Origin of the sequence: Nonomuraea sp. NPDC050394 (assembly GCF_044459065.1) — a bacterium.
GTDB lineage: Bacteria > Actinomycetota > Actinomycetes > Streptosporangiales > Streptosporangiaceae > Nonomuraea.
Window position 1 is genome coordinate 118,363 of record NZ_JBITIO010000005.1, and the last position, 25,674, is coordinate 144,036.

The 25,674-nt window shown below is 70.9% G+C and carries 27 protein-coding genes and 1 pseudogene; 8 read left to right on the top strand and 20 right to left on the bottom strand.

Annotated elements, in window-relative coordinates:
• The first annotated feature begins 31 nt into the window (after positions 1-31).
• Positions 32-250, top strand: coding sequence for a hypothetical protein (locus ACIBKY_RS21430; protein WP_379618418.1), 219 nt, complete (start codon positions 32-34; stop codon positions 248-250).
• A gap of 181 nt (positions 251-431) precedes the next feature.
• Here the strand turns inward: ACIBKY_RS21430 and ACIBKY_RS21435 are convergent, their stop codons facing one another.
• From ACIBKY_RS21435 to ACIBKY_RS21450, 4 genes are all read right to left on the bottom strand, one after another.
• Positions 432-1,463: a fatty acid desaturase family protein gene (locus ACIBKY_RS21435; RefSeq protein WP_397098621.1), complete on the bottom strand. Its 1,032-nt coding sequence runs from the start codon at positions 1,461-1,463 to the stop codon at positions 432-434.
• Between the two features lie 192 nt (positions 1,464-1,655).
• Positions 1,656-2,861 carry an RNA polymerase sigma factor gene (locus tag ACIBKY_RS21440; protein ID WP_397098623.1) on the bottom strand — a complete coding sequence of 402 codons (1,206 nt, stop codon included), beginning with the start codon at positions 2,859-2,861 and terminating at the stop codon, positions 1,656-1,658.
• The gene (locus ACIBKY_RS21445) at positions 2,861-3,190 is read right to left on the bottom strand and encodes a YciI family protein (protein WP_397098625.1); all 330 of its coding nucleotides are present in this window, start codon (positions 3,188-3,190) and stop codon (positions 2,861-2,863) included. The genes ACIBKY_RS21440 and ACIBKY_RS21445 overlap by 1 nt, the downstream gene beginning before the upstream one ends.
• Before the next feature lie 78 nt (positions 3,191-3,268).
• Positions 3,269-4,432 (bottom strand): low temperature requirement protein A, encoded by a 1,164-nt coding sequence (locus ACIBKY_RS21450; protein WP_397098627.1) that lies wholly within the window; start codon positions 4,430-4,432, stop codon positions 3,269-3,271.
• A 98-nt stretch (positions 4,433-4,530) separates the two neighbouring features.
• Here ACIBKY_RS21450 and ACIBKY_RS21455 point away from each other — a divergent pair.
• Positions 4,531-4,821, top strand: a pseudogene (locus tag ACIBKY_RS21455) (FAD-dependent monooxygenase); the annotation flags it as partial.
• 144 nt (positions 4,822-4,965) lie between these two features.
• Here ACIBKY_RS21455 and ACIBKY_RS21460 read toward each other — a convergent pair.
• Genes ACIBKY_RS21460 through ACIBKY_RS21475 form a run of 4 tightly spaced genes read right to left on the bottom strand, consistent with a single transcriptional unit; the run spans position 4,966 to position 8,986 of the window.
• Positions 4,966-6,096 (bottom strand): amidohydrolase family protein, encoded by a 1,131-nt coding sequence (locus tag ACIBKY_RS21460; RefSeq protein ID WP_397098629.1) that lies wholly within the window; start codon positions 6,094-6,096, stop codon positions 4,966-4,968.
• A gap of 44 nt (positions 6,097-6,140) precedes the next feature.
• Positions 6,141-7,133, bottom strand: coding sequence for a CU044_5270 family protein (locus tag ACIBKY_RS21465; protein WP_397098631.1), 993 nt, complete (start codon positions 7,131-7,133; stop codon positions 6,141-6,143).
• A complete protein-coding gene (locus ACIBKY_RS21470) occupies positions 7,126-7,686 on the bottom strand; it encodes an RNA polymerase sigma factor (RefSeq protein ID WP_397098633.1) in 561 nt (186 codons plus the stop codon). The genes ACIBKY_RS21465 and ACIBKY_RS21470 overlap by 8 nt, the downstream gene beginning before the upstream one ends.
• Positions 7,687-7,729: 43 nt before the next feature.
• The gene (locus ACIBKY_RS21475; RefSeq protein ID WP_397098635.1) at positions 7,730-8,986 is read right to left on the bottom strand and encodes an FAD-dependent oxidoreductase; all 1,257 of its coding nucleotides are present in this window, start codon (positions 8,984-8,986) and stop codon (positions 7,730-7,732) included.
• Positions 8,987-9,051: 65 nt separating this feature from the next.
• Here ACIBKY_RS21475 and ACIBKY_RS21480 point away from each other — a divergent pair, with 65 nt between their 5' ends.
• Entirely contained in the window at positions 9,052-9,642 is a 591-nt protein-coding gene (locus ACIBKY_RS21480) for a TetR/AcrR family transcriptional regulator (protein ID WP_397098637.1), read from the top strand.
• 235 nt (positions 9,643-9,877) lie between these two features.
• On the opposite strand, the gene ACIBKY_RS21485 is transcribed toward ACIBKY_RS21480, so the two are convergent.
• Genes ACIBKY_RS21485 through ACIBKY_RS21495 form a run of 3 tightly spaced genes read right to left on the bottom strand, consistent with a single transcriptional unit; the run spans position 9,878 to position 11,087 of the window.
• Positions 9,878-10,090: a hypothetical protein gene (locus ACIBKY_RS21485; RefSeq protein WP_397098639.1), complete on the bottom strand. Its 213-nt coding sequence runs from the start codon at positions 10,088-10,090 to the stop codon at positions 9,878-9,880.
• A 39-nt stretch (positions 10,091-10,129) separates the two neighbouring features.
• Positions 10,130-10,477, bottom strand: a complete 348-nt coding sequence (locus ACIBKY_RS21490) for a YybH family protein (protein ID WP_397098640.1) — start codon at positions 10,475-10,477, stop codon at positions 10,130-10,132.
• A gap of 22 nt (positions 10,478-10,499) precedes the next feature.
• Positions 10,500-11,087, bottom strand: coding sequence for a hypothetical protein (locus ACIBKY_RS21495; RefSeq protein WP_397098642.1), 588 nt, complete (start codon positions 11,085-11,087; stop codon positions 10,500-10,502).
• 201 nt (positions 11,088-11,288) lie between these two features.
• Here ACIBKY_RS21495 and ACIBKY_RS21500 point away from each other — a divergent pair, with 201 nt between their 5' ends.
• The 3 genes from ACIBKY_RS21500 (at position 11,289) to ACIBKY_RS21510 (ending at position 13,254) form a co-directional block, all read left to right on the top strand.
• Positions 11,289-11,468 carry a hypothetical protein gene (locus tag ACIBKY_RS21500; protein ID WP_397098643.1) on the top strand — a complete coding sequence of 60 codons (180 nt, stop codon included), beginning with the start codon at positions 11,289-11,291 and terminating at the stop codon, positions 11,466-11,468.
• The gene (locus ACIBKY_RS21505) at positions 11,440-11,658 is read left to right on the top strand and encodes a glycine cleavage T C-terminal barrel domain-containing protein (protein WP_397098645.1); all 219 of its coding nucleotides are present in this window, start codon (positions 11,440-11,442) and stop codon (positions 11,656-11,658) included. Before ACIBKY_RS21500 ends, ACIBKY_RS21505 begins: the two co-directional genes overlap by 29 nt.
• Positions 11,659-11,739: 81 nt before the next feature.
• The gene (locus ACIBKY_RS21510) at positions 11,740-13,254 is read left to right on the top strand and encodes a M28 family peptidase (RefSeq protein ID WP_397098647.1); all 1,515 of its coding nucleotides are present in this window, start codon (positions 11,740-11,742) and stop codon (positions 13,252-13,254) included.
• Positions 13,255-13,311: 57 nt separating this feature from the next.
• On the opposite strand, the gene ACIBKY_RS21515 is transcribed toward ACIBKY_RS21510, so the two are convergent.
• The 4 genes from ACIBKY_RS21515 to ACIBKY_RS21530 form a co-directional block, all read right to left on the bottom strand.
• Positions 13,312-14,016: an SDR family NAD(P)-dependent oxidoreductase gene (locus ACIBKY_RS21515; RefSeq protein ID WP_397098649.1), complete on the bottom strand. Its 705-nt coding sequence runs from the start codon at positions 14,014-14,016 to the stop codon at positions 13,312-13,314.
• A 430-nt stretch (positions 14,017-14,446) separates the two neighbouring features.
• Complete coding sequence (locus tag ACIBKY_RS21520) at positions 14,447-15,055, bottom strand: bifunctional 4-hydroxy-2-oxoglutarate aldolase/2-dehydro-3-deoxy-phosphogluconate aldolase (protein ID WP_397098650.1); 609 nt, start codon at positions 15,053-15,055, stop codon at positions 14,447-14,449.
• Positions 15,056-15,118: 63 nt separating this feature from the next.
• Entirely contained in the window at positions 15,119-16,351 is a 1,233-nt protein-coding gene (locus tag ACIBKY_RS21525; RefSeq protein ID WP_397098652.1) for a DUF4437 domain-containing protein, read from the bottom strand.
• Entirely contained in the window at positions 16,335-17,789 is a 1,455-nt protein-coding gene (locus ACIBKY_RS21530; RefSeq protein ID WP_397098653.1) for a class I adenylate-forming enzyme family protein, read from the bottom strand. Before ACIBKY_RS21530 ends, ACIBKY_RS21525 begins: the two co-directional genes overlap by 17 nt.
• A 35-nt stretch (positions 17,790-17,824) precedes the next feature.
• On the opposite strand from ACIBKY_RS21530, the gene ACIBKY_RS21535 reads away from it, so the two are divergent.
• Positions 17,825-18,754 carry a GNAT family N-acetyltransferase gene (locus ACIBKY_RS21535; protein WP_397098655.1) on the top strand — a complete coding sequence of 310 codons (930 nt, stop codon included), beginning with the start codon at positions 17,825-17,827 and terminating at the stop codon, positions 18,752-18,754.
• On the opposite strand, the gene ACIBKY_RS21540 is transcribed toward ACIBKY_RS21535, so the two are convergent.
• From ACIBKY_RS21540 to ACIBKY_RS21550, 3 genes are read right to left on the bottom strand one after another with little or no spacing between them, the layout of a single operon-like run.
• A complete protein-coding gene (locus ACIBKY_RS21540) occupies positions 18,705-20,411 on the bottom strand; it encodes an Hsp70 family protein (RefSeq protein WP_397098657.1) in 1,707 nt (568 codons plus the stop codon). The genes ACIBKY_RS21535 and ACIBKY_RS21540 overlap by 50 nt on opposite strands.
• Positions 20,412-20,428: 17 nt before the next feature.
• The gene (locus tag ACIBKY_RS21545; RefSeq protein ID WP_397098658.1) at positions 20,429-22,261 is read right to left on the bottom strand and encodes a dynamin family protein; all 1,833 of its coding nucleotides are present in this window, start codon (positions 22,259-22,261) and stop codon (positions 20,429-20,431) included.
• A complete protein-coding gene (locus ACIBKY_RS21550; RefSeq protein WP_397098660.1) occupies positions 22,258-22,581 on the bottom strand; it encodes a hypothetical protein in 324 nt (107 codons plus the stop codon). The genes ACIBKY_RS21545 and ACIBKY_RS21550 overlap by 4 nt, the downstream gene beginning before the upstream one ends.
• Positions 22,582-22,596: 15 nt before the next feature.
• On the opposite strand from ACIBKY_RS21550, the gene ACIBKY_RS21555 reads away from it, so the two are divergent.
• On the top strand, positions 22,597-22,872 hold the full coding sequence (locus ACIBKY_RS21555) for a hypothetical protein (protein ID WP_397098662.1): 276 nt from the start codon (positions 22,597-22,599) through the stop codon (positions 22,870-22,872).
• Here the strand turns inward: ACIBKY_RS21555 and ACIBKY_RS21560 are convergent.
• Together ACIBKY_RS21560 and ACIBKY_RS21565 are read right to left on the bottom strand one after the other, a co-directional pair.
• Positions 22,809-24,440 (bottom strand): dynamin family protein, encoded by a 1,632-nt coding sequence (locus ACIBKY_RS21560; protein ID WP_397098664.1) that lies wholly within the window; start codon positions 24,438-24,440, stop codon positions 22,809-22,811. The genes ACIBKY_RS21555 and ACIBKY_RS21560 overlap by 64 nt on opposite strands.
• A gap of 70 nt (positions 24,441-24,510) precedes the next feature.
• On the bottom strand, positions 24,511-25,464 hold the full coding sequence (locus ACIBKY_RS21565; RefSeq protein ID WP_397098666.1) for an endonuclease/exonuclease/phosphatase family protein: 954 nt from the start codon (positions 25,462-25,464) through the stop codon (positions 24,511-24,513).
• Between the last annotated feature and the right edge of the window lie 210 nt (positions 25,465-25,674).

Genomic DNA, 25,674 nt, shown 5'->3' on the forward strand with positions numbered 1-25,674 from the left:
GGCTTCGCCCTCTGGTGGGTAAGTGAGGGGAATGACCATCAAGGATGAACTCCAGCAGGTAGACGATGATCTGGCCAGGTTGCGCCAGTCGACGCTGGAACTGCGGGAGCAGATCGGGGACATGGGAGCGACCGACCAGGTCGAGCGCTCCCAACTGCTGGAGATGGCCGACGGCCAGGACCGGCTGATCGTGGAACTTCAGGGACGACGCGACGATCTCGCCCGCCGCCTGAGGCAGGAGACAGGCTAGGGCGCCCGCCGACGACTACCGGGGATCGGCCCCTCCGGAAGAGGACGGGGCATCCCCGGACCCGGGCAGAACAGATCGGGCCGGAACGCGGCAGCAGAGGCCGGAACGGGGCGGCAGGGGCCAGGTCGGGGCAAGGGGCTGGGCAGCGGGGGTGCGGCGGGGTGGAGCAAGGGGCTCGGGGTCACGGGTGGACGGTGGCCTCGGCGTGGGGCTTGCGGAGGGGGGCGCCGACCTCGTGCAGGTGGCTGAGGGCCTGGCCGTAGGACTCGATCAGGCCGGTCGTCAGGTAGTCGACGCCGATCTCGGCGCAGTAGCGCTCGACGATGGGCTGGGCGCGCCGCAGGTTGACCGCCGGCATGTTCGGGAAGAGGTGGTGCTCGATCTGGTAGTTGAGCTGGCCGGTGGCGATGTCGGTGAACCAGCCGCCGTGTACGTTGCGCGAGGTCAGTACCTGCTTGCGCAGGAAGTCGAGCTTGTCGTCGCTGGTCAGGATCGGCATGCCCTTGTGGTTGGGGGCGAAGGTGCAGCCCAGGTAGATGCCGAAGACGCCCTGGTGGATCACGAGGAAGAGCAGGGCCTTGCCGACCGGCAGGATGGTGAAGATCAGGCCGAGGTACCAGGCGCAGTGGGCGAGCAGCAGCGCCAGTTCCAGGGCGCGGTTGCGCATCGTCGGCTTGGTCAGTGCCTTGAAGCTGGCGATGTGGAGGTGCCAGGCCTCCAGCGTGAGCAGCGGAAAGAACCAGAAAGCCTGATACTTCGCGATAAAACGGGGCAGGCCGCGGCTGCGTTCCACTTGCTCCGTCGACCAGACGATCACCGCGGGTGAGACGTCGGGATCGTGGTCCTCGTGGTTGGGGTTGGCGTGGTGCCGGTTGTGCTTGTCGGTCCACCACGCCCAGCCGAGGCCGACGCCGAGGTTGCCGATCAGCCGTCCGGCGATCTCGCTGGGCCTCCTGGTCCTGAACACCTGCCGGTGCCCCAGGTCATGGGCCAGGAACCCGATCTGGGTGAAGACCAGCGCGAGCAGGACCGCGACTCCCATCTGCCACCATGAGTCGCCGACCCACACGAACAGGGCCCACCCACCGAAGAAGGCGAGGCCCACCAGGCTGCCCCGTACGGCGTAGTACACGAGCCGACGGTCGAGCAGACCGGCTTCCGTGATCTTGCGAGCCAAGCGCGCGAAGTCGCTTCCTCTGATCTCTGTAGTCACGCCCCAACAGTGGCCTATTCGCGGCACATAGGGAAGATCATCGCCGGTCGGACCGTCTTTCCGCAGCTAGAGAACTGATGCGCGCGCGTTGGCGCTCGTACGTTTCCTGGGAGCGCCGGGGGAAATCCACTACGACCGTCGTGGCGGGCACGATCACCTTTCGCCGGTCTCGGAGGTCCGGCCGGGCTGGGGTCAGAGGTCGGCGGCGCGGGCCAGGAGGGCGAGGCGTTCCGACTCACTGTGGGTGCTCTCCGCGGCCCGCCGGAACAGTACGGCCGCGCGCTCCCGGTCACCCGCGCGGGCCGTCAGGTCGGCCTCGGCCGCCACCAGCAACGGGTAGTCGCCCAGCGCCCCACCCGACCGCAGCTCGGCCAGCAGGGCCAGGCCCGCCTCCGGTCCGAAGGCGTACCCGTGCGCCACCGCCCGGTTCAGCTCGATGACCGGGTTCGGCTGGAGCCGTACCAGCTCGTCGTAGCAGCGGGCGATCAGCGGCCAGTCGGTCGCTTCGAGGGTCGGGGCCGTGGCGTGGCAGGCGGCGATCCGGGCCTGCAACGCGTAGGGGCCCGGATGACCGAGCCTGGACAGGATGTCGGTGGCCTCGTGGATCGCGAGGTGGTCCCAGCGGGTGCGGTCCTGCCTGTCGAGGGGGACGAGGCGGCCTTCCGGGTCACGGCGGACGTCGCGCCGCGAGTGCTGCAGGAGGAAAAGCGCGAGCAGCCCCGCCGCCTCCGGCTGCTCGGGCATCAGGCCGGTCAGCAGCCGGGCCAGCCGGATCGCCTCCTCGGCGAAGGCCGGCTCCCCGTCGGCGTTGTACCCCTGCGTGAACAGCAGGTACAGCACCGCGAGCACCCCGGGCAGCCGCTCGCCCAGCGCCGCCCCTTCGGGCACCCGATAGGGGATGCCCGCCTCTGAGATCTTGGTCTTCGCCCTGGTCAGCCGCCTGGTCATCGTCGACTCGCTGACCAGGAAGGCGCGCGCGATGTCGCCCGCCGGCACCGCGCAGATCGTCCGCAGCGTCAGCGCCACCCGTGCCTCCAGCGCCAGCGCGGGATGGCAGCAGGTGAAGATCAGCCGCAACCGGTCGTCCACGACCTCCTCCTGAGGCTCTTCCTCGGTGGCGGCGGTCAGCGCGAGCACCGCCAGTTCCCTCAGCTTGCGCCGCTCGACGGTGGCCCGCCGCAGCACGTCGAGCGCGCGGTTGCGGGCCACCGTCATCAGCCAGCCGCCTGGATTGTCCGGTACGCCCTCACTGGGCCAGCGCCCCAGCGCCACGGCCAGCGCCTCCTGCGCACTGTCCTCGGCCAGCGTCCAGTCGCCGGTGATCCGGATGAGCGCCGCGACGATCCGCGGGTACGCCTCGACGGCGGCCTCGGAAGCGGCGCGGGCGGCGGCGTCCATCAGAGGTCGATCAGCGGCCGGAGCTCCAGGCGGCCGTTGCGTGCCATCGGGTGCGCGCGGGCGACCTCGATCGCCTCGTCCAGGTCGGCGCACTCCAGCAGGTCGAAACCGACGATGACCTCCTTGGTCTCCGCGAACGGCCCGTCGGAGACCAGCAACTGCCCGTCGCGCACCCGCACGGTGGTCGCGCTGGCCGGAGCCGCGAGCGCGGAGCCGTCCAGGCGCCGTCCGGCCGCGTCGTTCTCCGCCACCCACACCTCGATGTCGGGCTCGGGGGTGGTGTCGGTGTCGGGCTCGGTGTCGCTGCAGACGAACATCATGTACTTCATCTTCGGCCTCCTTGGTGTGACTTCACCATGGTGACGATCGGCGGTGGCCGTACCGGACAGCGGGCTTGAAGATTCTTCTCACGTCGCCATCTGGAGCCTGCGGTAGTGGCGGGTGTCCCAGACGGCGACCACGATCAGGATCACCAGGGAAGCGGTGCTCAGGAGCAGCGGCGGCACGACGGGCACCAGGATCGCCAGTACGGCGAAGGCGCACAGCGCGCCGATCGCGGCCAGGCGGGGCACCGAGGGTGTCCCGAAGACGATGTACTTGAACCACGTGTGGCCGGCCAGGTAGAGGGCGGGCCCGCCCAGCGTCATCAGCACGGTCGCCACCCCGGCCCGGCCGCCGGGATGGGCGATCACCAGTTCGTCGCCGACGGCCGAGACGATGATCCCGAGCACCATCGGGATGTGCGCGTAGGTGTACGCGGACCGGCCCAGCCTGCCCGGATCGTCGGAGGACTCGATGCGTTCCGCGGCCAGGTCGGCGGTCAGGTCGAAGTACACCCACCACATGGCGACGCTGCCCAGCAGGCAGATCGTGAACGCCGCCAGCGTCGCCGCGTCCGGCTCGGCCCCGGCCAGCGTGGCGCCGGTGACCAGGATCGACTCGCCCAGGGCGATGATGACGAACAGCTGGCACCGCTCGGCCATGTGCGCGCCGTTGATCTGCCAGTCGCGGGTGGACGTGCGGCCGATGAGCGGAGTGGGGAAGCCGATCATCGGCGCGCCGTAGTCGAGCAGCAGCGCGATGATCCACAGCACCACCTGGAGGGACCCGCCCAGCACGGCGCCGGTGATCCAGAACGCCGCGGAGATCAGGAACCAGAAGCCGACCCCGATGAAGACCTTCTGGAGTTCGGCGCCCGCGGTCGCCCAGATGACCACGGCGGTCCTGCCGCACTGGATCGCCACGTAGGCAAGCGCGAACCACATCGCCCGGTCCCCGAACGCCTCGGGCACCGACGCGGCCATGATCAGGCTGGCCAGCATGAGGCCGCCGAGCATGATGCGGATGACCGGGTGGTTGGGGTCGCAGTAGTTGGTGGTCCACGTCGTGTACATCCACGCCCACCACACGGCCAGCGTCAGGAACAGGGCCTGCGCGGCGCCGCCGACGGTCAGGTGGGCCAGCAGCAGGTGCGACAGCTGGGTGATGGCGAAGACGAAGACGAGGTCGAAGAAGAGCTCGAAGGGGGCGACCCTGGGGCCCTCGGCGCCGTGGTTTCTGATGGCTCTCATCACGGGCCTTCCACAGCGGTGAACAGCGGCAACATGCGGACACCCTAGTGACAGCGGCTGACAGGGCCATGACAGAGGGCCGCGGGAGTGTGTCCGGCATGAGAATCGTACTGATCGTGGGCGCCGGACCGACGGGACTGACCCTGGCCATCGAGCCGGCCCGCCGCGGGCTGGCCTTCCGCGTCATCGAGAGGTCGGCCACTCATCCGGCCGGGGTGCGGGGCAAGGGGCTGCAGCCGCGGACCCTGGAGGTCTTCGACGACCTCGGGGTGGTCGAGGAGATCCTGGCCACCGGCTCCACCTATCCGCCGATCCGCAGCTGGGCCGGTGGGGAGGTGGTCTGGGAGGGGCGGATGAGCGAGATCAGGCAGGCTTCGGCGGCGGTGCCGTACCCGAACCTGATCATGCGGCCGCAGTGGCGGACGGAGCGGATCCTGCGCGAGCGGGGCCGGAGCGGACGAGGCGTTCGAAGACCCACACGTCCACCTCGTCGGAGGTCAGGTCGAGCAGGTAGCCGGAGGGGTGGGAGGCGATCAGGCGACTTTCTGCCCCATGCGGTAGACGCCCAGCGGGCGGCAGAGCGTGGTGACGTCGGACAGCGGGTCGCCCGCCACGACCAGCAGGTCGGCGTCGAACCCGGGCGCGATCCGGCCCTTCCTGGCGCCGACCCGGCAGACGCCGGCCGCCACCGAGGTGACGGCGCGCAGCACGTCAAGCGGCGCGTACCCGGCGTCGACCAGCATCTGCACGCCGTGCGGCAGCAGGCCGTGCGGCTTGATCGGGGCGATGCCCGCGTCACTGCCGATCACGAACGCCACCCCGGCCGTGTACAGGGTCCTGAGCACCTCGATCATCTTCGACAGGCGGGCCCTGATCTCGGGCGGCGGTGCCATGCCGGGCACCGGCACGATACCCGCGGTCAGCGAGACCACGACCGGCGAGTCGGCCAGCGCGGCGATGATGCGCGGATCGGGCTCGATCCCGTCCTCGGTCCAGAAGCCGCAGTGCTCGATCGTGTCGAACCCGGCCCGCAGCGCCTCGGCGATGCCCTCCGGGCTGTGGGCGTGGGCGGCGACGGGCAGGCCGGCGGCGTGCGCCTCGTCCACGGCGGCCTTCAGTTCGGCCGGGCCGTACTGCATGAGGTGGGGTGCCGAGCCCTCGGTCATCTGGCCGCCGGTGACCATCACCTTGATCACGTGGGCGCCGCGCGCGGCCCGCTCGCGTACGGCGGCGCGGACCGGCGCCTCACCGTCGGCCTGGCCGCCGAGCCACCAGCAGTGGCCGCCCGAGGTGGTGATGGGCGGGCCGGAGGCCAGGATCTCCGGGCCTTCCGTGGTGGTCAGGCCGAGGCTGAGCGCCAGGTAGTCGCGGTCGCCGAGGTCGCGCACGGTCGTGACCCCGGCGGCCAGGTGCTGACGGGCGGCCTGGCGCATGCGGGTGGCCAGGTCCGGCCGGTCGAGGTGCGCGACGGGGTCCTCGCTGGCGTCGAAGGCCAGGTGGACGTGGCAGTCGATCAACCCCGGCAGCAGCGTGGCCGTGCCGAGGTCGAGGTCGGCGGGCCCGGGGCCGGAGACCGCGGCGATCCGGCCGTCGCGGATGGTGACCACCCGGTCTTCGTACAGGTCCCGGCCATCGAACAGGCGGCGTGCCCGCATGGTGAACATGCCCTCACCATGGCACCGCGCACGCCGCCTGGCCTGAGTACCCCTTACTCAACCGTCGGCGGCGCCGGCTTCTCGTCGGTCCAGCCGGAGGCCAGTATGGTCTCGATCCGGTCGCCCTTGCCCGGCATGCCGGTGATCTGGTACGACTTCACCATCGAGGTCTCCGGGTCGATGATCACCCGGGCCTGGGTGGGCCGGCCTTCCTGGAGGAGGAAGCCGATCGTGGTCCCCTCGTTCCCGGCGCCTTCGACGATCTTCACCGTCGGCATGCCGGCCAGCGCACGGTAGGCGGCGGCGCGGACGTCGGGCGAGACCGGGAACTGGTAGAGCAGCGACACCAGCATGGCTGCTGTGGAGCCGTCCTCGACCCGGGTGATGTTCGCGGGCGGCTGCCCGGCGGCCGGCCGGTTGAGGTTGGCCAGGAGACGCTCGTTCATCCACGTGGTGAGCTGGCGCGGGTCGGTGGGCAGTTTCTCCAGCTCGGCGAAGCTCACCCTGCCTTCCGCGATGTAGAACGTCCGCGGGCCCTTGCCCTTGAGCAGGGTGGGCTTGTCCGGCCGGGGGAAGCCCCATGAGGTGGGGGAGCCGTTCTCCTTCCACGCCGCCTCGTCGGTCGGCCGGACGGGCAGCCTGATGGAGCCGTGCCAGGTCTGTCCCTTTTTGTCGGTCCAGGTCTCGTAGATGCTCGAGGTCTCCAGGCGGTAGCGGCTGCCCGGCTTGCCGTACTCCTTGGCCCAGCGCATCGTGAACTTCTGCTTGACGTGCCAGTACCGGCCGTCGGGCGCCTTCTCCGCCTGCGCGGCGGCGGCCAGCAGCACCGGCTGTCCGAGCACCGTCGGCGCCTTGCCGGGTTCGGCGGGCAGCATGCCCGGTGCCACGACGACCGCGCCGGTGGCGACCGCGAGCGCCGCCAGCCCGAACTTCCAGGGAAACCTGCGCCGGGCCCCCGCCCGCAGGCGCGCGGCCACCCTGGCCTTGGCGAACGGGTCGCGGGGCGGCTCGCCGTACAGTTCGCGCACCCGCGTCAGGTCATCCATGGTCGCCCTCCATCGGGTTGGCGCCGCCCAGCACGGCGCGGAGCTTGGTGCGGGCACGGCTCAGCCGCGAGCCGACCGTGCCGTAGGAGACGCCGAGCGCGTCGGCGACCTCCTGGTGGGTGAGCCCGGCCAGCGCGACCAGCAGCAGGACGTCGCGCTCGCCCCTGCCGAGCGCGGCGATGGCCGCCGCGAGCGCGGGCCGCAGGCTCTGGGCGCTGACCGAGGCGGTCACGCGCTCCTCATGGCCGGGGAGGTCGGGCGCGGCGCCGTGACGGTTCATGGCGCGAAGGGCTCTGACTTCGGTACGGCGGTGCTTGCCGACCAGGTTGGTGGCGATGCCGTACAGCCAGGAGCGCAGGGCCGCCCGGCCCGGGTCGAAGCGGGCCCGCTTGCGGAAGGCGGTCAGGAAGGTCTCGGCGACCACGTCGTCGGCGTGGTCGGGGCCGAGCCGCTGGGCCACGTAGCGGTGTATCTCGGGGAAGTAGGTGTCGAAGACCGCGTCGAAGTCGTCGAGTGACGCCTCGGGAGGTTTTTCGACGTGAGTGGCTGCCATGCTGAGTATCACCCGATGTGCGGGATCGCTTTCCCTTGCGGCTTCAGGAGAATACGCGGGACTTCAGCGTGGGGAAGCGCTGGACCGTGCGCAGGAAGGTCTTGAATCCGGTTCTGGCCAGGCGGTTGCCGCCGACGAACTGCTTGGCCGCCTTGAGCGAGTCGCGCACGGCGGCGAAGCCGTACCCGCGCATCCGCTCCTCGTACGCGGCGATGGCGGCGAGTTCGTCGCCGTCGCCGGTCAGCGCGAGGCAGAGCAGGCGGGCGTCGCGCAGCGCGGTGTTGGCGCCGATGCCGCGCATCGGGGTCATGCTGTGGATGGCGTCGCCGAGCAGGGTGATGTTGCTCGCCGGCCAGGCCTCGACCGGGATCGAGGTGCGGATCGGCAGCAGGGAGACGGTGTCGGGGTGGGAACGTTCGACCATGGTGCGCAGGTCGGGGTGCCATCCGGAGATCATGTCGCTGACCGCGGCCCGGAGCTCCTCGCCCGGCAGGTCGGCGACGTCGGCGGGGAAGCGGCCTTCGGCGGCGCCGACGGCCCACAGGATGTAGCTCGCGGCGTTGTCCATGAGCGCGCCGTCCTGCTCGGTGGCGCCGATGCCCTCGGCCGGGGCGGTGCCGTCGAGGTCGTGCGGGGCGCAGAACAGGCCGATGCCCTGCGGCGGGATGACGTTGTTCGGGCCGTCGGTGAGCCGCCGGGCGAGCAGGCCGCGGGTCTCGTCGGTCAGCAGGAACTTCCCGGCCACCGTGGTGATGCCGGTGTCGACGCGTTCCGCGTGCGGAAGGTACTGCTTGCGCACCCGTGAGTTGCCGCCGTCGGCCGCCACCACGATGTCGGCCACGGCCGTGTCGCCGTCGGCGAAGTGCAGGCGGACCCGGCCGTCGGGCAGCCGTTCGTAGCGCTCGAAGGACTTGCCGAAGCGCACCACGTCCTCCAGGCCCGCCAGCAGGACCTGCCGGAGCGTGATGCGGCTGACCGAGTGATGGTCGTCGGCGGGGTCGGCGGCCTTGGGCGTCTCGATCAGCGCCAGCACGTCGAGCCGCTCGGTCAGGAAGCCGAAGTCCTGGCCGCTGGTGCCGGTGGTGTCGAGGAAGGCCCGCCACAGCTCGGGCGGCAGGCAGTCGTGCAGGGCGCGGGCGCCGTGCGGGTCGATGTGCACCCGGTAGCCCTGGAGGCGGGCGGCGGGTGTGCGGTCCCGTTCGTAGACGGTGACCTGGACTCCGGCCTTGTGCAGCCCCTGGGCCAGGCAGAGCCCGCCGATGCCGCCGCCGATGATCGCCACATGCTTCTTCGTCGTCATGCCGCTCACTATTATCCGTTCGGATGATTCTGTCAACCAAACGGATGGATGATAGTGTGCGCTCTATGAGACGTGCACCGGAGGAGAAGCAGCGCGACCCCGAGCGCACCAGGGCGCGCATCCTCGACGCGGCCCTGACGGAATTCGCCGCCAAGGGGTTCGCCGGGGCCAGGGTGAGTGAGATCGCCGCGCGCGCCGGAGTCAACAAGCAGCTGATCTCGTACTACTTCGGGGGGAAGGAGGGGCTCTACCGGGAGCTCACCGGGCGGTGGCAGGCGGAGGAGAGCGCGTTCGCCGATCAGGCGGTTTCTCTGGCGTCGCTCGTCGCCGGCTATGCCAGGGCCAACTCCGCCCATCGCGAGCTGGGGAAGCTCATGGTCTGGGAAGGGCTCACCGAGGGGGTGCCCGCCGATCCCGCCTTCGTCGAGGACGTGCGGCGCAACGTGACCGAGCTGGGCAGGCGGCAGAGCGAGGGGGAGTTTCCCGGGGACGTGGATCCGGGGATGTTGCTGGTGGCCTGCTTCGCCATGGCGGCGGCGGGGGTGTCCTTCCCGCAGCTCGTCCAGGCGGCCACCGGGCTCGACCCGGGCTCCGCGGAGTTCGGGGAGCGGTACGCCGAGCAGGTCGCACTGATCGTCGGGCGGCTCGGCTCCTGACCGTTTCCTGCGGTGGGGGTGGTCTGTCCGCGTGCGAAGGTTATCCGCCCCGGTTTGCGGGGGTCTGTCAGCGTGTGGCGGCCTGCCCGACCCCGGTTTGTGGCCGTCTGTCTGCGTGTGGTGGCTTGTCCGGCCCGTTCAGGGCGATCTTTTCGTCTCTGGCGGGCCTTTTCGCGTTCTGTCGGTGATGGGTCCTTTCCGGGAGCCCCCTGTTCCCGGGGGTGACCGGCGGGGGCTATCTGGTGACGAGGCGTTCGAAGAGGTCCAGGGCGGCCTGCCGTACCTCTGCGGGGGCCAGGCCGTCGAGGGTGTTTCTGGCGTGGTTCGTGTCGCGGGTCGTGGCCAGCGTGATGGCCACGGACGAGGCCGCCGCGCGGCTCACCGAACCGGCGGGCGCGTTGTCGGCGAGTTCCTGGGCACTGGCGGCGAGGTCGATGTTGTCAGTCAACGGGGCTCCTCGGCATGGTGGCGGCAGAGGCTCATTGCATCATCTGGGGTGGTGTTCCATCCACCATTCGGTGAATTCCCGGCATCGGCCGTCCTGGCCGAATCTGATCACCCAGAGGTTGCTGAACGTCCGGTCCGGATACACCGTCGTGCCCCGCACGATCGCCAGGTCTCCGGTCACCGTCAGCGGTTGCCAGGTGAAGGAGGTCTGGCCGGGCTCGTCCTGGTTGGCGAGCCAGCCGGCCACGATCGCGTCGCGGCCGTGCCATGGCTGTGCGTGGGGTTCGGTGTAGTAGGACGCGTCCTCGGTGAAGAGCGCGGCTATGTCGGCCGGGTCGTTGGTGTTCCACGCCCGGACATAGTCGGCGATCCACTGTTCGAGGTTCATGTCCCACCAAGGGTAGACCGCGTCAGGCGGCGAGGATGTGGCGGCCCTGGACCGGCGTGGCGGCGGTGCGGGCCAGGGGGATGAACGACACCAGCAGGCACAGGGCGCCCAGCGGCATGAGGTCCTTGTTCATCAGGGGCAGCACGAAGTCGAGCATGACCAGCACGGGGATCCAGTACTTGACCTGCTTGACGACGGCCAGGTGGGTGACCAGCACGAACTGGGCGATGTAGAAGAGGAACGGCCCGCCCTGGTAGACCAGCAGATCGACGCCGGGCACCTCCTGGACGCGGTCGAACAGCACGCCCATCCCGGCGTTGTCGGCGGCCATGAAGCCGACGACGACGTCGATGACGAACTGGGCCATGGCGCAGGCGATGCCGGCGATCCCGGCGACGACGGTGACGGTGGGCAGGACGCCGCCGCCCAGCCTGCGCCTCATGTCCAGAAAAATCGGGACAAAGAGGGCGAGGGCGGCGATGAAGGCCAGGTGGCCGGTCGTCCAGGCGATCCCGGGACCCCGTGAGCCGTCGAGGCCGTCCAGGATGCGGATGACGCCGTAGGCGAGGACGAGGAGCGGGGTGGCGATGTACGCGGTGCGCAGGTTCATGCCTCAATCCTGGGATTTCGCGCCGCGAAAATGATCGCCGGTGCGAGCGATCTCGCCCCTCCCTCGCACGGGGGATCCGAGCGGCTCTCCTTCACACGAGGGGGTCGGTGGAGTTCGGCAGAGACGTCTATCGCGGCGATAGAACTCGCATGGTGGTGTGGGGATTGTCCGAAAGGTAGGCAACCGTTAGCGTCGGACGCCGTGACCCACAACCCCGACGAGGCGGGTCTCGCCCTCCACACCAAGCCCGGCAAGCCCGAACTGCTGGCCGGACCCGCCCTGCGCACGATCCGTGACCGGGGGCCCGCGCGGCGGCTGTCGTGGTTCACCGCCAGTGGCGACGTCGTCATGCATGGTGGCGAACTGCTTGTTTCTTCCTGACGGGAGGTTGACTCCTGTGAAAAGTGCCGGTTTTGGACACACGGTGGGGGAGAACATCTTCTGTGCCTACGTTCCGGCGCAGGTGGCCGCATCTTCCGAGTTCGTGGTGGAAATTATGGGAAACCGGCACCCTGTCCGGCATCACACCGCGCCTCTTTACGACCCTCAAGGTGTAACAATCCGTGCCTAGGCGGGTCGATCATCACCTGTTACGTTCCGAGGGCGACGCGCACCATCGGGGAAATTCTCAGACAAAACCTAGGAGTCCCGTATGCGTACCTCCCTGCGCAGAGGGATCACCGCGATCATCGCGGTGATCACCCTGCCGGTGGCCCTTGCCACCCCGGCCCAAGCCGGGGGTGGTTTGGACGACATCATCGCCAAAGTGATGGTGAAAAAGGTCAAGGGCACGAACGTCAAGAAGCACCTCGACGCACTCCAGGCCATCGCCACCGCCAACGGCGGCACCCGCGCCACCGGCACACCCGGTTACCCGGCATCGCGCGACTACGTGGCCAACAAACTGCGTAAGGCCGGCTACAAGGTCACGCTCCAGCCGACCGACTTCGTCGAAGGCTGGGTGGAGAACAGCCCGCCCACCCTCAACCTGACCGCGCCCAACCAGAAGACCTACGTGCCCAACGAGGACTTCTTCACGTTCCAGCCGTCACCTCCCGGCGACGTGACCGCGCAGGTCCAGGGCGTCGACCTCACCCTGCCGCCCACCCCGACACCCAGCTCCACCAGCGGCTGCGAACCGGCTGACTTCAACGGCTTCGTCGCCGGCCGGATCGCCCTCATCCAGCGCGGCACCTGCGCCTTCGCCCAGAAGATCCGCAACGCCGGCCGGGCCGGCGCCTCCGGCATCATCGTGTTCAACGAGGGCCAGCCCGGACGTACCGAAGCCAACCCCCTCGACATCGGCGAGTGGCGTGGCGGCGTGCCCATGGTCTTCGCCGACTTCGCCGTGGGCAACGAACTGGCCTCCACCCCCGGCGCCACCGTCCGCCTGAAGGTCGACGCCACGCTCACACTCGGCAAGAGTGACAACGTCATCGCCGAGACCCGCGGCGGCGACCCGCGCAACGTCGTCATGGTCGGCGCGCACCTCGACAGCGTCGAGGCCGGGCCCGGCATCAACGACAACGGCTCCGGCAGCGCCGCCATCCTGGAGACCGCGCTGCAGCTCGCGCACTTCCCGGTCAAGAACAAGGTCCGCTTCGCCTTCTGGACCAGCGAGGAGATCGGGCTGCTCGGCTCCGACCAGTACGTCGAACGGCTGAGCGCGGCCGAGCGCAAGCGCATCAGGGTGTACCTGAACTTCGACATGGTCGCCTCGCCCAACTACGCCTTCAAGCTCTACGACGGCGACGACTCCGACGCCACCGGCTCGCCCGCCGGGCCTCCCGGAAGCGCCCACATCGAGAAGCAGCTCAGCAAGTTCTTCAAGTCCCGCAACCTGGCCACCGTCGGCACCGACTTCGACGGGCGCTCCGACTACGGACCGTTCATCGCGGTCGGCATCCCGTCCGGCGGCATCTTCACCGGAGCCGAGGGCATCAAGACCCCGGCCGAGGCCGCGCTGTTCGGCGGGCAGGCGGGCGTCGCCTATGACGTCTGCTACCACCTGGCCTGCGACACCATCTCCAACATCAACATGACCGCCCTGGACGTGGACGCCGACGCCATCGCCGACTCCACCGCCCGGTACGCGTACAACCTGAACGGCATCCCGCAGCACAGCGTCGCCGCGGTAGCGCCGGTGGCGGTGACCACCGCCGAATAGTCCCTGTACGAAAGGGGCCCGGACTCGCCGGAGTCCGGGCCCTTTCCAGGCCCGATTTCAGGGGAAACGAGCGCTCATCCCGCCGTCGACGGCCCACTCCGCGCCCGTGACGAAGCCGGCCGCGTCCGAGGCGAGAAAGCAGACCACCTCGGCCACCTCGTGCGGCGACCCCATCCGCCCCATGGGATGCAGCCCCTCCACCCTGGCCCGCTCGCCCGGATCGGGATGCTTGGCCAGGTACTCCTCCACCAGCCGGGTGGCGGTCCAGCCGGGGCTGACCGCGTTGACCCGCACGCCGTGCGGCCCGACCTCCAGCGCGAGACTCCGCGTCAGCCCGACCAGCCCCGACTTGGCCGCCGCATAGGGAAACATCCCGCGCGTGGTCAGCCGGGCGTGTATGGACGCGACGTTGACGATCGCCCCACGCCCCGCCGCCTTCATCCCCGGCAGCACAGCCTGCGACATCATCCACGCGGCCTTCAGGTCGATCGCGAACACCTCGTCCCACTCGGTCTCCGTCATCTCGACCGGGTCGTGGGAGGCATTGCGCCCCGCGTTGTTGACCAGCACGGAGATCGCCCCCAGCTCGTGCGCGATCTCGGCGACCGCCGACCTCACCTGCTCACCCGACGTGATGTCCGCCCGTACGGCAAAGCCCCGCTCGGCCGCCAGCACATCCACCACCCCGACCCGCGCCCCTTCTCTGGCGGCCACCTCCACCACGGCCGCCCCGATCCCCCGAGCACCCCCGGTAACCAGCACCACCTCTCCCTCAAGCCGCCCACCCATCACCCATCCCACCTCTCATCAGCCATGCCACCCACCCAACACCGGCTTGCCCGGCCTCGCACACCTTCCACCTTCCCTGACCGTCCAGCCACCCCCTCGCCCTCGCTGCCCTGCGACCCCGGCTCCCGCCCCCTGACCCCTCGGGGCCCGCAACCCGAGGGCCCTGCGACCCCGGCCCCCGATCCCCTCGGGCCCGCAACCTGAGGGGCCCTGGCTCCCGTGCCGTCGGCCTCCGGTCCAGGGCCCGGCACCGCCCCGGGGCCCGCCACGCGAGGGTCTCGACTCCCGGCCCGCTGGCCCTCCGGTCCCCGACTTGCCGCCACAAGGCGAGGGGCACAGAAGCGCGAGTGGGCGTGGGGCGTGGGGTGTGGGCTTGGGGGCGGGCTGGGGGGAGGAGGTGGGGTCATGGGGTGGGGTTGAGGGTGGTGAGGAGGGTCTTGACGGTGGTGGTGTCGCCGGAGGTTATGGCGCTGCCTATGCCGCAGGCCACCGCGCCGGCGGCGATCCAGGCCGGGGCGTTTTCCACGGTGATGCCGCCGGTCGGGACCACCGGGGCCTGCGGGAGGGCCTGGAGGAGGTCGCGCAGGACGTCGGGGGAGGAGGCGCGGGCGGGGAACAGCTTCACGGCGTCGGCCCCCGACTCCAACGCGGTCACGATCTCCGTCGCCGTGGCCACGCCAGGCAGTACGGCCAGGCCGTACCGATGACCGGTGGACAGGACCTGCCGGTGCAACGACGGGGAGACCAGGAAGCGGGCGCCGGCCAGGGCGGCGAGGCGGGCGGTGGGTTCGTCCAGGACGGTGCCGGCGCCGATCACCGCGTCCGGGCGGGAGCGGACGATCTCGGCGATGGCGTCGACGGCGCCCGGCGTGGTCAGGGACACCTCGACGACGTCCAGGCCGGCGTCCACGGTGGTGAGGGCGGCCTGTACCGCCGTCTCGGCGTTGATGGCGCGGACGATGCCGACGATGCGGCGTTCGGCGATCCTGTTCATGACCTGCCAGCGGTACATGCTCTTCACTCCACCCGTGCGCCCGACCGAATCGGTTCATCATCCCCGGTTCGGTGGGCTCCGCTACATTCCGTCGCCGTCCCAGCGGCCTCGGGAGCGGGAGCGGACGGGCAGGCTGGAGACGATCGGCGCCGGGATGGGGTCGCCCGGCTTCCACGCCCGCCCGGTGCCCCAGTTGTGCGCGCCCGCGTCGGTGCGTTCGTCCGGATGCTCCAGCGAGGCGGGATCCGCGCCCCAGTCCAAGGCCGCCGCACCCACGTGGTGGGGGTCCTCATCGTGAGGTTCCGCGTGCTCAGGGCCGGTGGCGTGGGAGTGATGGGTGTGGCCGCCCTGGAGGCGGGCGGCGTCGCGGGCCTTGGCGATGGCGAGCAGGCTGTGGTCCGTTCCCTGGCCGTGCGGGACGTAGCCGGCGTCCGTGGAGCCCGTCTGCCGTGAATAGTCCAGCGACGCCCGCAACATCGCCAGTTCTTCCTCGGCCCGCCGTCCCACCCCCAGATCGTGGCTGGACTGCGACCACCGCCCGGCGGGACCGTAGTTGAGCGCCTCACCGCCCCATCGGACCCACTCGTTCTGCGTGTACCAGTTGAACAACTCCCCGTCCGACCGCAGCAGCCACGTGGCTCCGCCCTCCATCGAGGTGAAGTGCCCATGTTTCACCCGGGCGGGCCGGAAGAAGTATGTGCCGAGGTCGAGCGTCCCGAAGTTGTACTCCATGTGCCCCTGAAGCGTGTACGCCTCCTCGTAGCAGGGATGGTGAGCGAGCCGGTGGTCGGCCCAGCCCTCCTGCGCGTGCACCAGCCGGGTGTAGAAGCCCGTCAAAGGGTCCACATGGAGGTATTTAATGAAAAGTCCGGGCATGGGGCCAGGGTTCGGCACCGCGTCCCACTCCATCGCCGCCGAGTCCATCACGATGACGTCCTCCCGGGCCTCCGCCCAGCGCGCGGCACCGGTGTCGAAGCCGGCGTCGCCGTACTCGCGATAGTGGAGGATCCGTGTCCCCTCGGCGAACGTGATCGCCTCGACCGGCACCCCCTTCGGCGCGTACACGTAGCCGCCCTGGCCGAGGTGCCGCCCGCCGTACGTCATCGAGCCTTCGAGCACGTAGAACTCGCTGTCGGCGTGATGCACGCCCGGCCCGCGCCCCCAGCCGGTGTGGAAGTCGACGCGCAGCGACGACGAGCCGTCCTCCTCGTCCACGGACAGGCGCCGCTCGCTCGCCCGCCCCTCGCCGCCGACGAGTTCGGCCGCGTGCCAGATGTAGTCGCCTTCTTGGATCACTTCAACGTGGGGACGCATGCCACTCCTTCAGCTCGCGCTTGAGGATCTTGCCCGCCGCGTTCCGTGGCAGCGCGGGCACGAACTCGATCTGCCGCGGCAGCTTGGCGCCCGACAGCCGCCGGCGGCAGTGCTCGACGAGCTGGGCCGCCTCGACCGCCGCGCCCGGCACCGTGACCACGAACGCCGTCACCCGCTCGCCCCACCGCTCGTCCGGCAGCCCGACGACGGCGGCCTCGGCCACGCCGGGGAAGGCGGCCAGCGCCTCCTCGACCTCGCGCGGCGCGACGTTGACACCGCCAGAGATGATCAGGTCCTTCTTGCGGTCGACGATGTAGAGGAAGCCCTCGTCGTCGCGCTCGACGAGGTCGCCGCTGGTCATGAAGCCGTCGGCGGTGGTGCACGCCGCGGTGGCGCCGGGGTCGCCGAGATAGCCGTTCATGAGGTACGGCGAGCGCGAGAACAGCTCACCCTCGACGATCCTGACCTCGGTCATGAACCAGGGCGTCCCCACGGACCCGACCTTGCGCCGGGCGTCGGCGGGGCGGCAGTCGCTGATGATGCCCGCCTCGGTCGAGCCGTAGAGTTCGTGCACCCCGGCCCCGGGAAAGGCGTCCAGCACCCACTCCTTGAGCGTGCGCGGCAGCGCGGCGGCGTTGAAGAACAGCGTGTCCAGCGAGGACAGGTCGTGCCCGCCGAGCCCGTGCGCGCGCAGCATGTGGGCGTGCGCCGGGACCAGGAACACCGACTGGGCCCGCGTCCCGGCGATCATGGCGAGGAGCCGCTCGGGGTCCCAGGCGCGCAACATCGCGACGGTCCCGCCCGTGTGGACCGGCGCGTACCCGAAGGCGAAGCCCGCGCCGTGGTACATGGGCGCGACCGCGATCGTCCTGCGTCCCGGCCCGAGCCCCCACTCCAGGGCGGCGGCGTAGAAGGTGAGGGCCCGCGAGCGGTGGCTGATGACCACGCCTTTGGGCCGCCCCGTGGTGCCCGAGGTGTAGGCGACGCAGAACGGCTCCCGCTCGTCCACCTCCACCCGCGGGTCGGTGCCCGGCGAGGTGGCGAGCACCGCCTCGTAGGACGGGCCGAGCGACAGAACGGTCCGCGGCAACCGGTCCACGGCCCCGGCGAAGGCCTCGTCGAGCACGATGGCGCGAGCCTGCGAATGGCCGAGGATGTACGCGCTCTCCGCGGCCGTCTGCCGGGGATTCATCGGCACCATGACCAGCCCGGCCTTGGCGATCCCCGCGGCCACCTCCGGATACTCCAGCCGGTTGCCCATCAGCACCGCGACCCGTTCGCCGGTGCGTAACCCGGCCCTGAGCAGGGCGTTGGCCAGCCTGCTCGACCGGTCGTCCAGAGCGCGGAAGGTCAGCTCCCGCCCGCCGTCGATCACTGCGACGGCGGCAGGCGTCGCCGCGGCGAACTCACGCACGCCACCGGCGATCGAGAGCTGCATGTTTCGCATAGTGAAACGCCTTTCCAATACATAGCATGATCCCCGCCCTCGGCGACGTCAACGACAATGGGCGGATGCTGACCATGCGCCCGTACACGGACGCCGACCTGCCCTGGATCCAGGAGACCGTCGCGGAGTGGATCGCCGGCGCCGGCCGCTGCGCCTATGACCACATCGGTGAGCTGCCGCACCGCATCTACGAGAACATCAGGGGCCGCCGCCCGACCGGAGAGGTCGTGCACGTCTGGGAGGACGGCGGCCGCCTGGCCGGCCTGACGGTCAACACCCGCTTCGAGAACGCCTTCGACGTCTTCACCGCCCCGGACCTGCGCGGCAGCCAGGCCGAGGCCGACATGATCGAGGCCGCCTGCGAGACCACCGGCCGGGGCGAGGACGAGGTGCTGACCGATGTCTTCGACTGCGACACGGCCAGGATCGAGGTGCTGGAGCGCCTGGGCTTCACCCGGTTCCGTACCTGGGACGACGTCAACGAGGCCGCACTCACCGACCTGCCCGCGCCGAGCCCGCCCGCGGGCTTCACGCTGCGCGCCGCCCGGCTGGCCGACGCCGATGAGCTGGCCCGCGCCCGCAACAGCGCCTTCGACTCAGAGTGGACCGGCGCGCAGTACCGCGACGAGGTCATGCTCAAGCCCGGCTACGACGTCGAGCGCGAGATCGTCGCCGAGTCGCCGGAGGGCCGGATCGCCTCGTTCCTCGTGTACTGGGTCGACCGGCGCAACGCCATCGGCCACTTCGAACCGGTCGGCACCCACGCCGACTACCACCGCCTGGGCCTGGCCAGGGCGACCATGCTGCACGCCATGCACCGGATGCGCGCCCTCGGCCTGACCACCGTCACCGTCAACCACAACGCGGACAACGTCCCGGCCAGGAGGCTCTACGCCGCGCTCGGCTTCAAGAAGACCCACGAGACCTACGGCTATCGCCGCCCGTCCCGGACATAGCCACGAGCAAGCCCATCACCCCGCCGACGAGCATCAATCCAACGGCGTCCGATCCGTCGGCCAGCCAGTAGCCGCCCCCGCCGAACGCGATGCCGGCGCCGCCCACGATCATGCTGGACCTGTCGACGCCGTGGACGAGCCGCGCACCCCACCAGCAGGTCACGGCCGCGAGGAACGCCCCGCCGACCATGACCACGTTCGCGTCCGTCGCGGGCCGGAGCTCCGCGACGATCGCGGCTACGGTGGGCACGACCACCGCGGCGCCCGCCATGACCAGGCCCGGCTCGGGGTCCCGCCGGTCGAGCGCGTCCCCGACCAGCCCGAGCGCCGTCGCCAGCACCGGCAGGAACAGGACGATCAGCAGAACGATCTGCCAGCCACCGCTGAGGCGGGCGCCGGTCAGGTAGATGACCGCGCTCAACATGCAGACGAAGCCGAGCACGACCAGGTGCCCCGGGACCACCGCCCGCGTCTTCGGCACACGCGGCCGGGACGCGGGCGATGTGGGCGGCACCGGCGGCACGTCCGGCGCGGTCACCGGAGCCACCTCCTCCTCGGCCACCCGTGTGTCCCGTATCTCCATCGCGAGGTGTACGGCGCCGCGTACCACCGCCAGTTCCGGTTCCTCCACCTTCAGCACCGTCACCCCCGAGCGGCGCGAGATCTGCGCGTGCACCATCGGCAACCGGCTGCTCCCGCCCACCGGGATCACCTTGGTCACGTCGTCCCAGGCCAGCTCCTGGTCGCCGAGCAGCCGGTCGCACTCGTCCACGGTCTCGGCCAGCGGCTTGTCGAGGAGTTCACCCAGTTCGTCCCGCGTCATCGTGAACAGGACCGGAGGGTCGAGCTCGGACAGCAGCGCCTGATGCTCCTCCCGCTCCGACAGCGCGTGCTTGATCTTCTCGCAGGTGTCCCTGAGGCCGAGCCGCCTGCGCAGCACGGCCACGCCCGGCTCGGGGTCGGCGAACAGCTCGTCCACCTGCTCGGGGTGGCGCTCCCTGATCGCGGTGAGGATCTCCCGGTCGAAGTCGATCCCGCCCAGCGTGGGGATGCCTCCCGGCCGGCCCACGTCGCGAAAGCCCGCGTCCGTGGTGCCCTTGGTCAGGGCGCAGTCGAAGGTGCCGCCGCCCAGGTCGTAGAGGAGGATCGTCTGCTCGTCGAAGAAGCGCTGCCCGGTGACCGCGCCGCGTACCCCCGCGACCGGCTCGGACACGAGCGTGACCGTCGCCGGGTCGAACCCGGCCAGCCGGGCGGCCTGCGTCATCAGGTCGTGGTTGCCGGCGTCCCAGCTGACCGGCACGGTGATGACGACCGCGTCGGGCTCGCCCGGCGCCGCGCGCCGCGCCTGCGCGCGCAGGAAGCGCAGGACCTCGGCGGCCAGCTCGTGCACGTGGTAGCGGCGGCCGTCGAGGTGGACGGGCGCGTCGTCGCCGAAGTCGCGCTTGAACTCGGTCCGGTAGTTCTGGATGTAGGCGGGCCCGAGCCGTTTCGCGGCCGTGCCCACGTGCAGCCTGCCCCCGGTCGCGAGCACCGCCGTCGGAATCTCGGCCGCGCCCGGCGTCTCCGGATCGGGCACCACGACGACCCGCCCGTCCGCCAGCCCCACCATGATCGAGGAGTTGGACGTGCCGAAGTCGATGCCGTAAACCACTCCCACCGCTGCTGATCCCTCCGTCAGTGGCCGAGCCGCCGCACCCGCTCGCGCGCCGCGGCCAGCTCCCCTCGCACCCGCTCGTACCGCTCCGCCGTGATCGTGAGTTCCGCCATCCGCCGCTGCCGGTCCCGCGCGCTCGCCTCTCGCAGTACGGCCAGCCGTTCGATCGACCGGTCGAGTGCGTCGCGCGTCTGGCGCAGCACGTCGTCGAAGTGCTCCAGCATGAGCACCTTGCACTCCTCGACCGCCTCGGCGAGGTCTTTCTCCGCCTTGGCGGCGTTCCGCTCGACCATGGGCAGCACGGCCTGGCTGAACTGCGCCGACCGCTCCAGTTTGACCTGTGTGAGCACGCGGTGCCGGTGTTCTTGCAACCCGGCCATGACGCCGAGGGCGCCGAGCGCGATCGCCGCGACCGCGCCGATCGCGATGCCGATGCCGGGCAGCAGCGCCCCGGCGCCGGTGAAGATCGCGGTGCCGACGGCGCCGGCCACGGTCACGCCGGAGTTGACCGACGACAGCCGTCCCTCCCTGGCGTGCTCGCGCAGCATGATGTCGGAGACGTCCAGCCGCGGCTGGTAGCCGGGTACCGGCGCGTTGAGCACGCCGATCGGCAGCCGGGTGGCCGTGGCTGTCTCCTCGCCGGTGCGGTCCACGGCGGCCATCAGGTCGGCGCGGGCGGTGTCCAGGGCGTCGGCGAGTGCCCGCGTGGTGGCGTTGATGAGGCCCCCGGCGTCGTCGACGACCGCGCGCGAGTGGATGTGGCCGAGAAAGCGGTCGCGGATCGCCAGGTTGCGCGCGGCCAGCCGTTCGACGACGGGCGCCGCCGCCTCGTCGAACGAGGTCACCAGAGCCTCGCGCCAGGCAGCCCGGCCGGCCAGCAGTTCTTCGGCCCGCCTCCTGTTCTGCCGCAGCTCGGTGGCGATCCTCTCCAGTTCCTCGCCGGCCTCCAGTGCGGCCAGTTCGTTGGTGACCGGAGCCTCGGCCGCGGCCCGTACCTCGTCCAGGAGGTCGAGGGCACGTTCCAGGTGCCGGGCGCCGCAGGTGGCGGCCAGGCGGTCGCGCAGTTGCCGCTCCAGTTCCGGCAGGCCGGACTCGCCGGGCGACTCGGGGCGGCCCTGCTGAAGCGCCCGCAGCCTGCGGTGCGCGGAGACCGGCAGCACGACGAGGTCCTCCGGCGCCAGTCCCGTCGCCGCGGCGATCTTCCGGCGGGCGACCCTGACCTCGTGCTCCTGGTCGAAGACCGACTCCACCTTGGTGATCGCGGTGACCACGACCGGGCAGGCGGCGAACGCCTTCTTGACGTGCGCCAGTTCGTTGACGCTCAGCGTCTCCTCGCTGCTGCCGACATAGAGGATCGCGTCCGCCCGCGACAGGGAGGCGTAGGTGGCGTCGGTGTGGGCGTTGTTCACGGCGCCGATGCCCGGGGTGTCGACCAGGACCAGCCCGTCGCGCAGCAGTTCGGCCGGCACCTCGACGGTGACGACGTGGTCGGCGTTCGCCCGGTCGGCGACGTGCCGGTCGAGCTCGCCGAGCGGGATCTCGCGCCGCTCCCCTGAAGTCTCGTGAACGAACGCGGCCTCCCGCTCGCCCCACCGCAGGACGGTGACGACACAGGTGGTCACGGCCGAGTTCACCGGCAGGAGGCGTTCGCGGCCGAGCAGGGCGTTGATCAGGCTGGACTTCCCGCGGCTGTACTCGCCCATGACGACGACCTGGTACGTCCCGGTCTGAGCCCGCCGGACGCCCTCTTCGAGCTTGGCCCTCAGCGCATCGGTGAGTTCCAGGCCCGCGACCAGGCGCTCGTGCAGGGCGAGGACGTCGGCGCGGACCCTGGCCAGCTCCTCGTGGCTCATCGCGCCTGCTCATCGACGTAGGCGAGCACCTGCTGTGGCCGCAGGACCAGCCCGCGCCGCTGGTAGCCGGGTCGGACGGTCTCGGCGATCGTGCCCGGCAGGCCGGGCTCCGCCGTGGGGCGCACGCCCACGACCTGGTGCCGCTCGGGAACCAGCTCGCCGCTGTCGTCCAGCGGCTCCACCTCGCCCTCGCGCAGCATCAGCGTGAGCTGGCCGGCGACCCAGCCGGCCAGATCGGCCGGCGACTCCGGGCCGGTGGCGAGGTCGCGGCCGCGCAGCTCGTCCAGGCGTTCCGCGAGGTCCACCAGCGCGTTCACCATGCGCGGGGGAGGTTCGTGCGTGCCATTCGCCTGGCGCAGGCGGTCCAGTTCTCCGCGCAGCTCGCGCTGGGTCCGTTCCAGGGTCTCGACCTCGGCCAGCGCGTGCTCCAGCAGGGCAGTGGTGCCGAGGTCGGGCGGGTCCTGGCGGCGGCCGGTGAGGGCGGCCAGCCGTACCAGAAGCTGCTCGGCGAGTTTGCGGGGTTTGACCAGGGGGTCGACCAGCCTGCTCAGCAGGTCTCTGGGTCGAGCAGGCGCCGGGCCACCTGGAGGCGATCCATGATCCGCTCGTAGCTGCGCACCATCGTGTGGGCCGTCTGCTTGTCCACCCTGCCGGTGAGGGGGTCGTTCATCCGGGTGTTCCATTGGTGCGCTCGCTCCTTCGCTCGTCGCATCATCCGGCTGACCGGCTCGTCGTCATCGAAGCCGAGCCGGGCCGCGCATGAGGTGCCCTTCTCGCCGGTGACCTGCAGGAGTTGCTCCGCCTCCGCCGGTCGCAAGCTGGTGGCGCCCTGGTAGTGGGCGGCGAGCGCGGTCAGCTCCGCGAAGCCGTGCTCGGAACGCTGGAACCGCTCGACCCGTTTCGCCACCTCGTCGGCGGCCGTCTTGGCGGCGCCGCCCGGCGGCAGGCCCTCGCGGCAGCTCGCCAGCGCCGCCCGTACCGAGATCATGGCCTGGTCAAGCTTGATGAGTCCGGCGCGGTTGCCGAAGTGCCCGCTGATCAGCCGGCGCAGCCCGCCCACCCCGCTCTCCTCGACCAGGTGCTCGGCGAGGGCCCCGGGGTCGAGGCCGTCGCGCAGCGCGCCGCACGCCAGGTGCACGCCCCAGGCGCCGAGCAGCTCGACGAGCTCTCTCCGGTACGCCGGCCGCAGCGGACCGGCGGCGCCCAGGAACTCGCGCAAATCGCCCAGCTCGCCGGCCAGCTCGGCGGGGGAGACGGCGGCCAGCTCACGCAGCCACGCGAGATGGCGTTCCTCCATCGCCTGCGCGCCGGCGGCGACCTTCGCCGCGATCGGAACGACCAGGTAGAACAGGCGGCTCAGGTCGGTGGCGCCCCGGTAGTGGTCGATGACCTGGCTCGCGCCGTCGCGCAGCGGATGGAAGGCCAGCGGGTCCCCGAACACCGGCGGCCAGCTCTGGTCACACCTGCTGAGCACGCCGAACGCCTTGAACGGCGTCAGCATGCCGGCCCAGTCGCCGAGGAAGGCGGAGACCGCGGCCACGTCCTGGCTGCCGACGTCGCGGCTGAACAGGTACAGGACGGCGTCCGCCTGGTCGAGCTCGTCGATGCTCTCCTGGTGGAGGGTCTGCGGGTCGCGGCCCAGGAGCCGCAGTACGCCGGGGTCCTGGACGCCCATCGTGGCCAGGGTGTTGGCCGAGTCCCGGCCGTAGACGCTGCCCAGGCCGGGGGTGTCGACGAGGTGGAAGTCGTTCAGGAAGGGGTTCGGCAGGCCGTACTCGACCTTGCGGACGCGGACGAGGTCGGCCAGGTGCGCCTCGTCGCGGACGGTCCAGCGCGCGAACTCCGACGGCGCGACCTGCCGCGCCCGCCCGTCGCGGAAGTGCACGGTCAGCTTCGGGCGCGGGGCGTGGACCAGCTCGTTCACGTTGAACGTCAGCTCCTCGCGGCCGGTCACCGCCACCTGTTCGCCGAGCAGCGCGTTGACCAGCGTGGACTTGCCGCGTTTGATCTGGCCCGCCACGGCCAGCCGCATGGGCTCGGCGAGCCGGGCCGCGGCGGTACGCAGGGCGTCGGCCAGCGGGGAGAGTTCGGGGGTTTCGTCCGCCTGGAGCGCGCACTCGCGCAGGATCGTCCCCGCGCGCGCGACCGCGGGCACGAGCAGATGGTCGGGGGATTTCATCAGGCGCATGTTTAGCGACCGAGAGTGACTCCGTCCACCTCTCGCGAGAAAGGACACGTGAAACCAGAAGTTACGGTCGTCCGATACGTAGGTCGGCGAAGACCGCCCGGTGGTCCGTGCCGGGCACGTCGACGATCTCCACCCGGCGCACGCCGATGGAACGATCGACCAGGATGTGGTCGATCGAGATGATCGGCGGGATCGCCCGGCCGCGCGGCCACGTCGGGACGAGCCCCTTGCCCACCTGGGCGGCGGCGTCGGTGTAGCCCCGGTCCAGCAGGGCGCGGAAGGCGTGGTGGTCGAGGCTGGCGTTGAAGTCGCCCGCGAGGATCCGTCCCGGCGCGGCATCCGGAAGCGCCGCCATTGAAACGTTCCACTCCGCGTAGAGGCGGGGCAGAGGCGGGTTCGGGTGCACCGCCACCACCTCGACCGGCCCGGACGGCAGCGCCACCCTGGCCGCCGGCATGTGGTGCCCGATCGGCGTGAACAACCCCTCGATCTTGGTCAGCGGGTAGCGCGAGTAGATGCCGCTGCCGGCCGGCCCCTCCGCCGCCTCCAGCACCGTGTACGGCAGAAGCCGCCCCAGCCCCGCCGCCTCCAGCGCGGCGACCTGGTGGGGTCTGAGCTCCAGTGCGCTGAGGACGTCCACGTCAAGGCGCGTGACCAGATCCACGACCGCGGCGGGGTCGGCCCGCCCGAACAGGTTCGACGAGAGCACACGCAGAGCGGTCCCGCCTTCCGGGGCCGGATCCGATACGACCCTGGGCACGATCACGGCGACCATCGCGATGGCGGCGACCAGGGCGACCAGGGCGGCCAGCCGGTCGCGGAAGAACAGGGCCGCCGCCGAGAGCAGCGCCAGCACGGCGCCGAAGGGCGTCAGCGTCATCAGCTGGGTGATCGGCCAGCCCGCCTCCAGGCCCGTGAGCCGGGCCAGCGCCCAGCCCGCCAGGAGCACCGCCACCAGCCACGACATCAGGCGCGGGCGCCGCTTCTTCGTCGCCGGCTCCGTGGTCGTGTCCAAGGCCACCCGCCCGTCGGTCTCTAGGTTTGTCTGAACTTTAAACGGTCTCGGCATGGCGGCGCGCCCGTTGAGCTGTCCTTATCCGGACATTAGGTACCGTTACACAATTGCGATATAGGGACGACCACTACTACGGACCGCCCGTCCCAGAGCGGCCATCCAACCCCGGCGGACCACCCGACCCGGGTCAGCCCTCGGATCCCCGCCCGA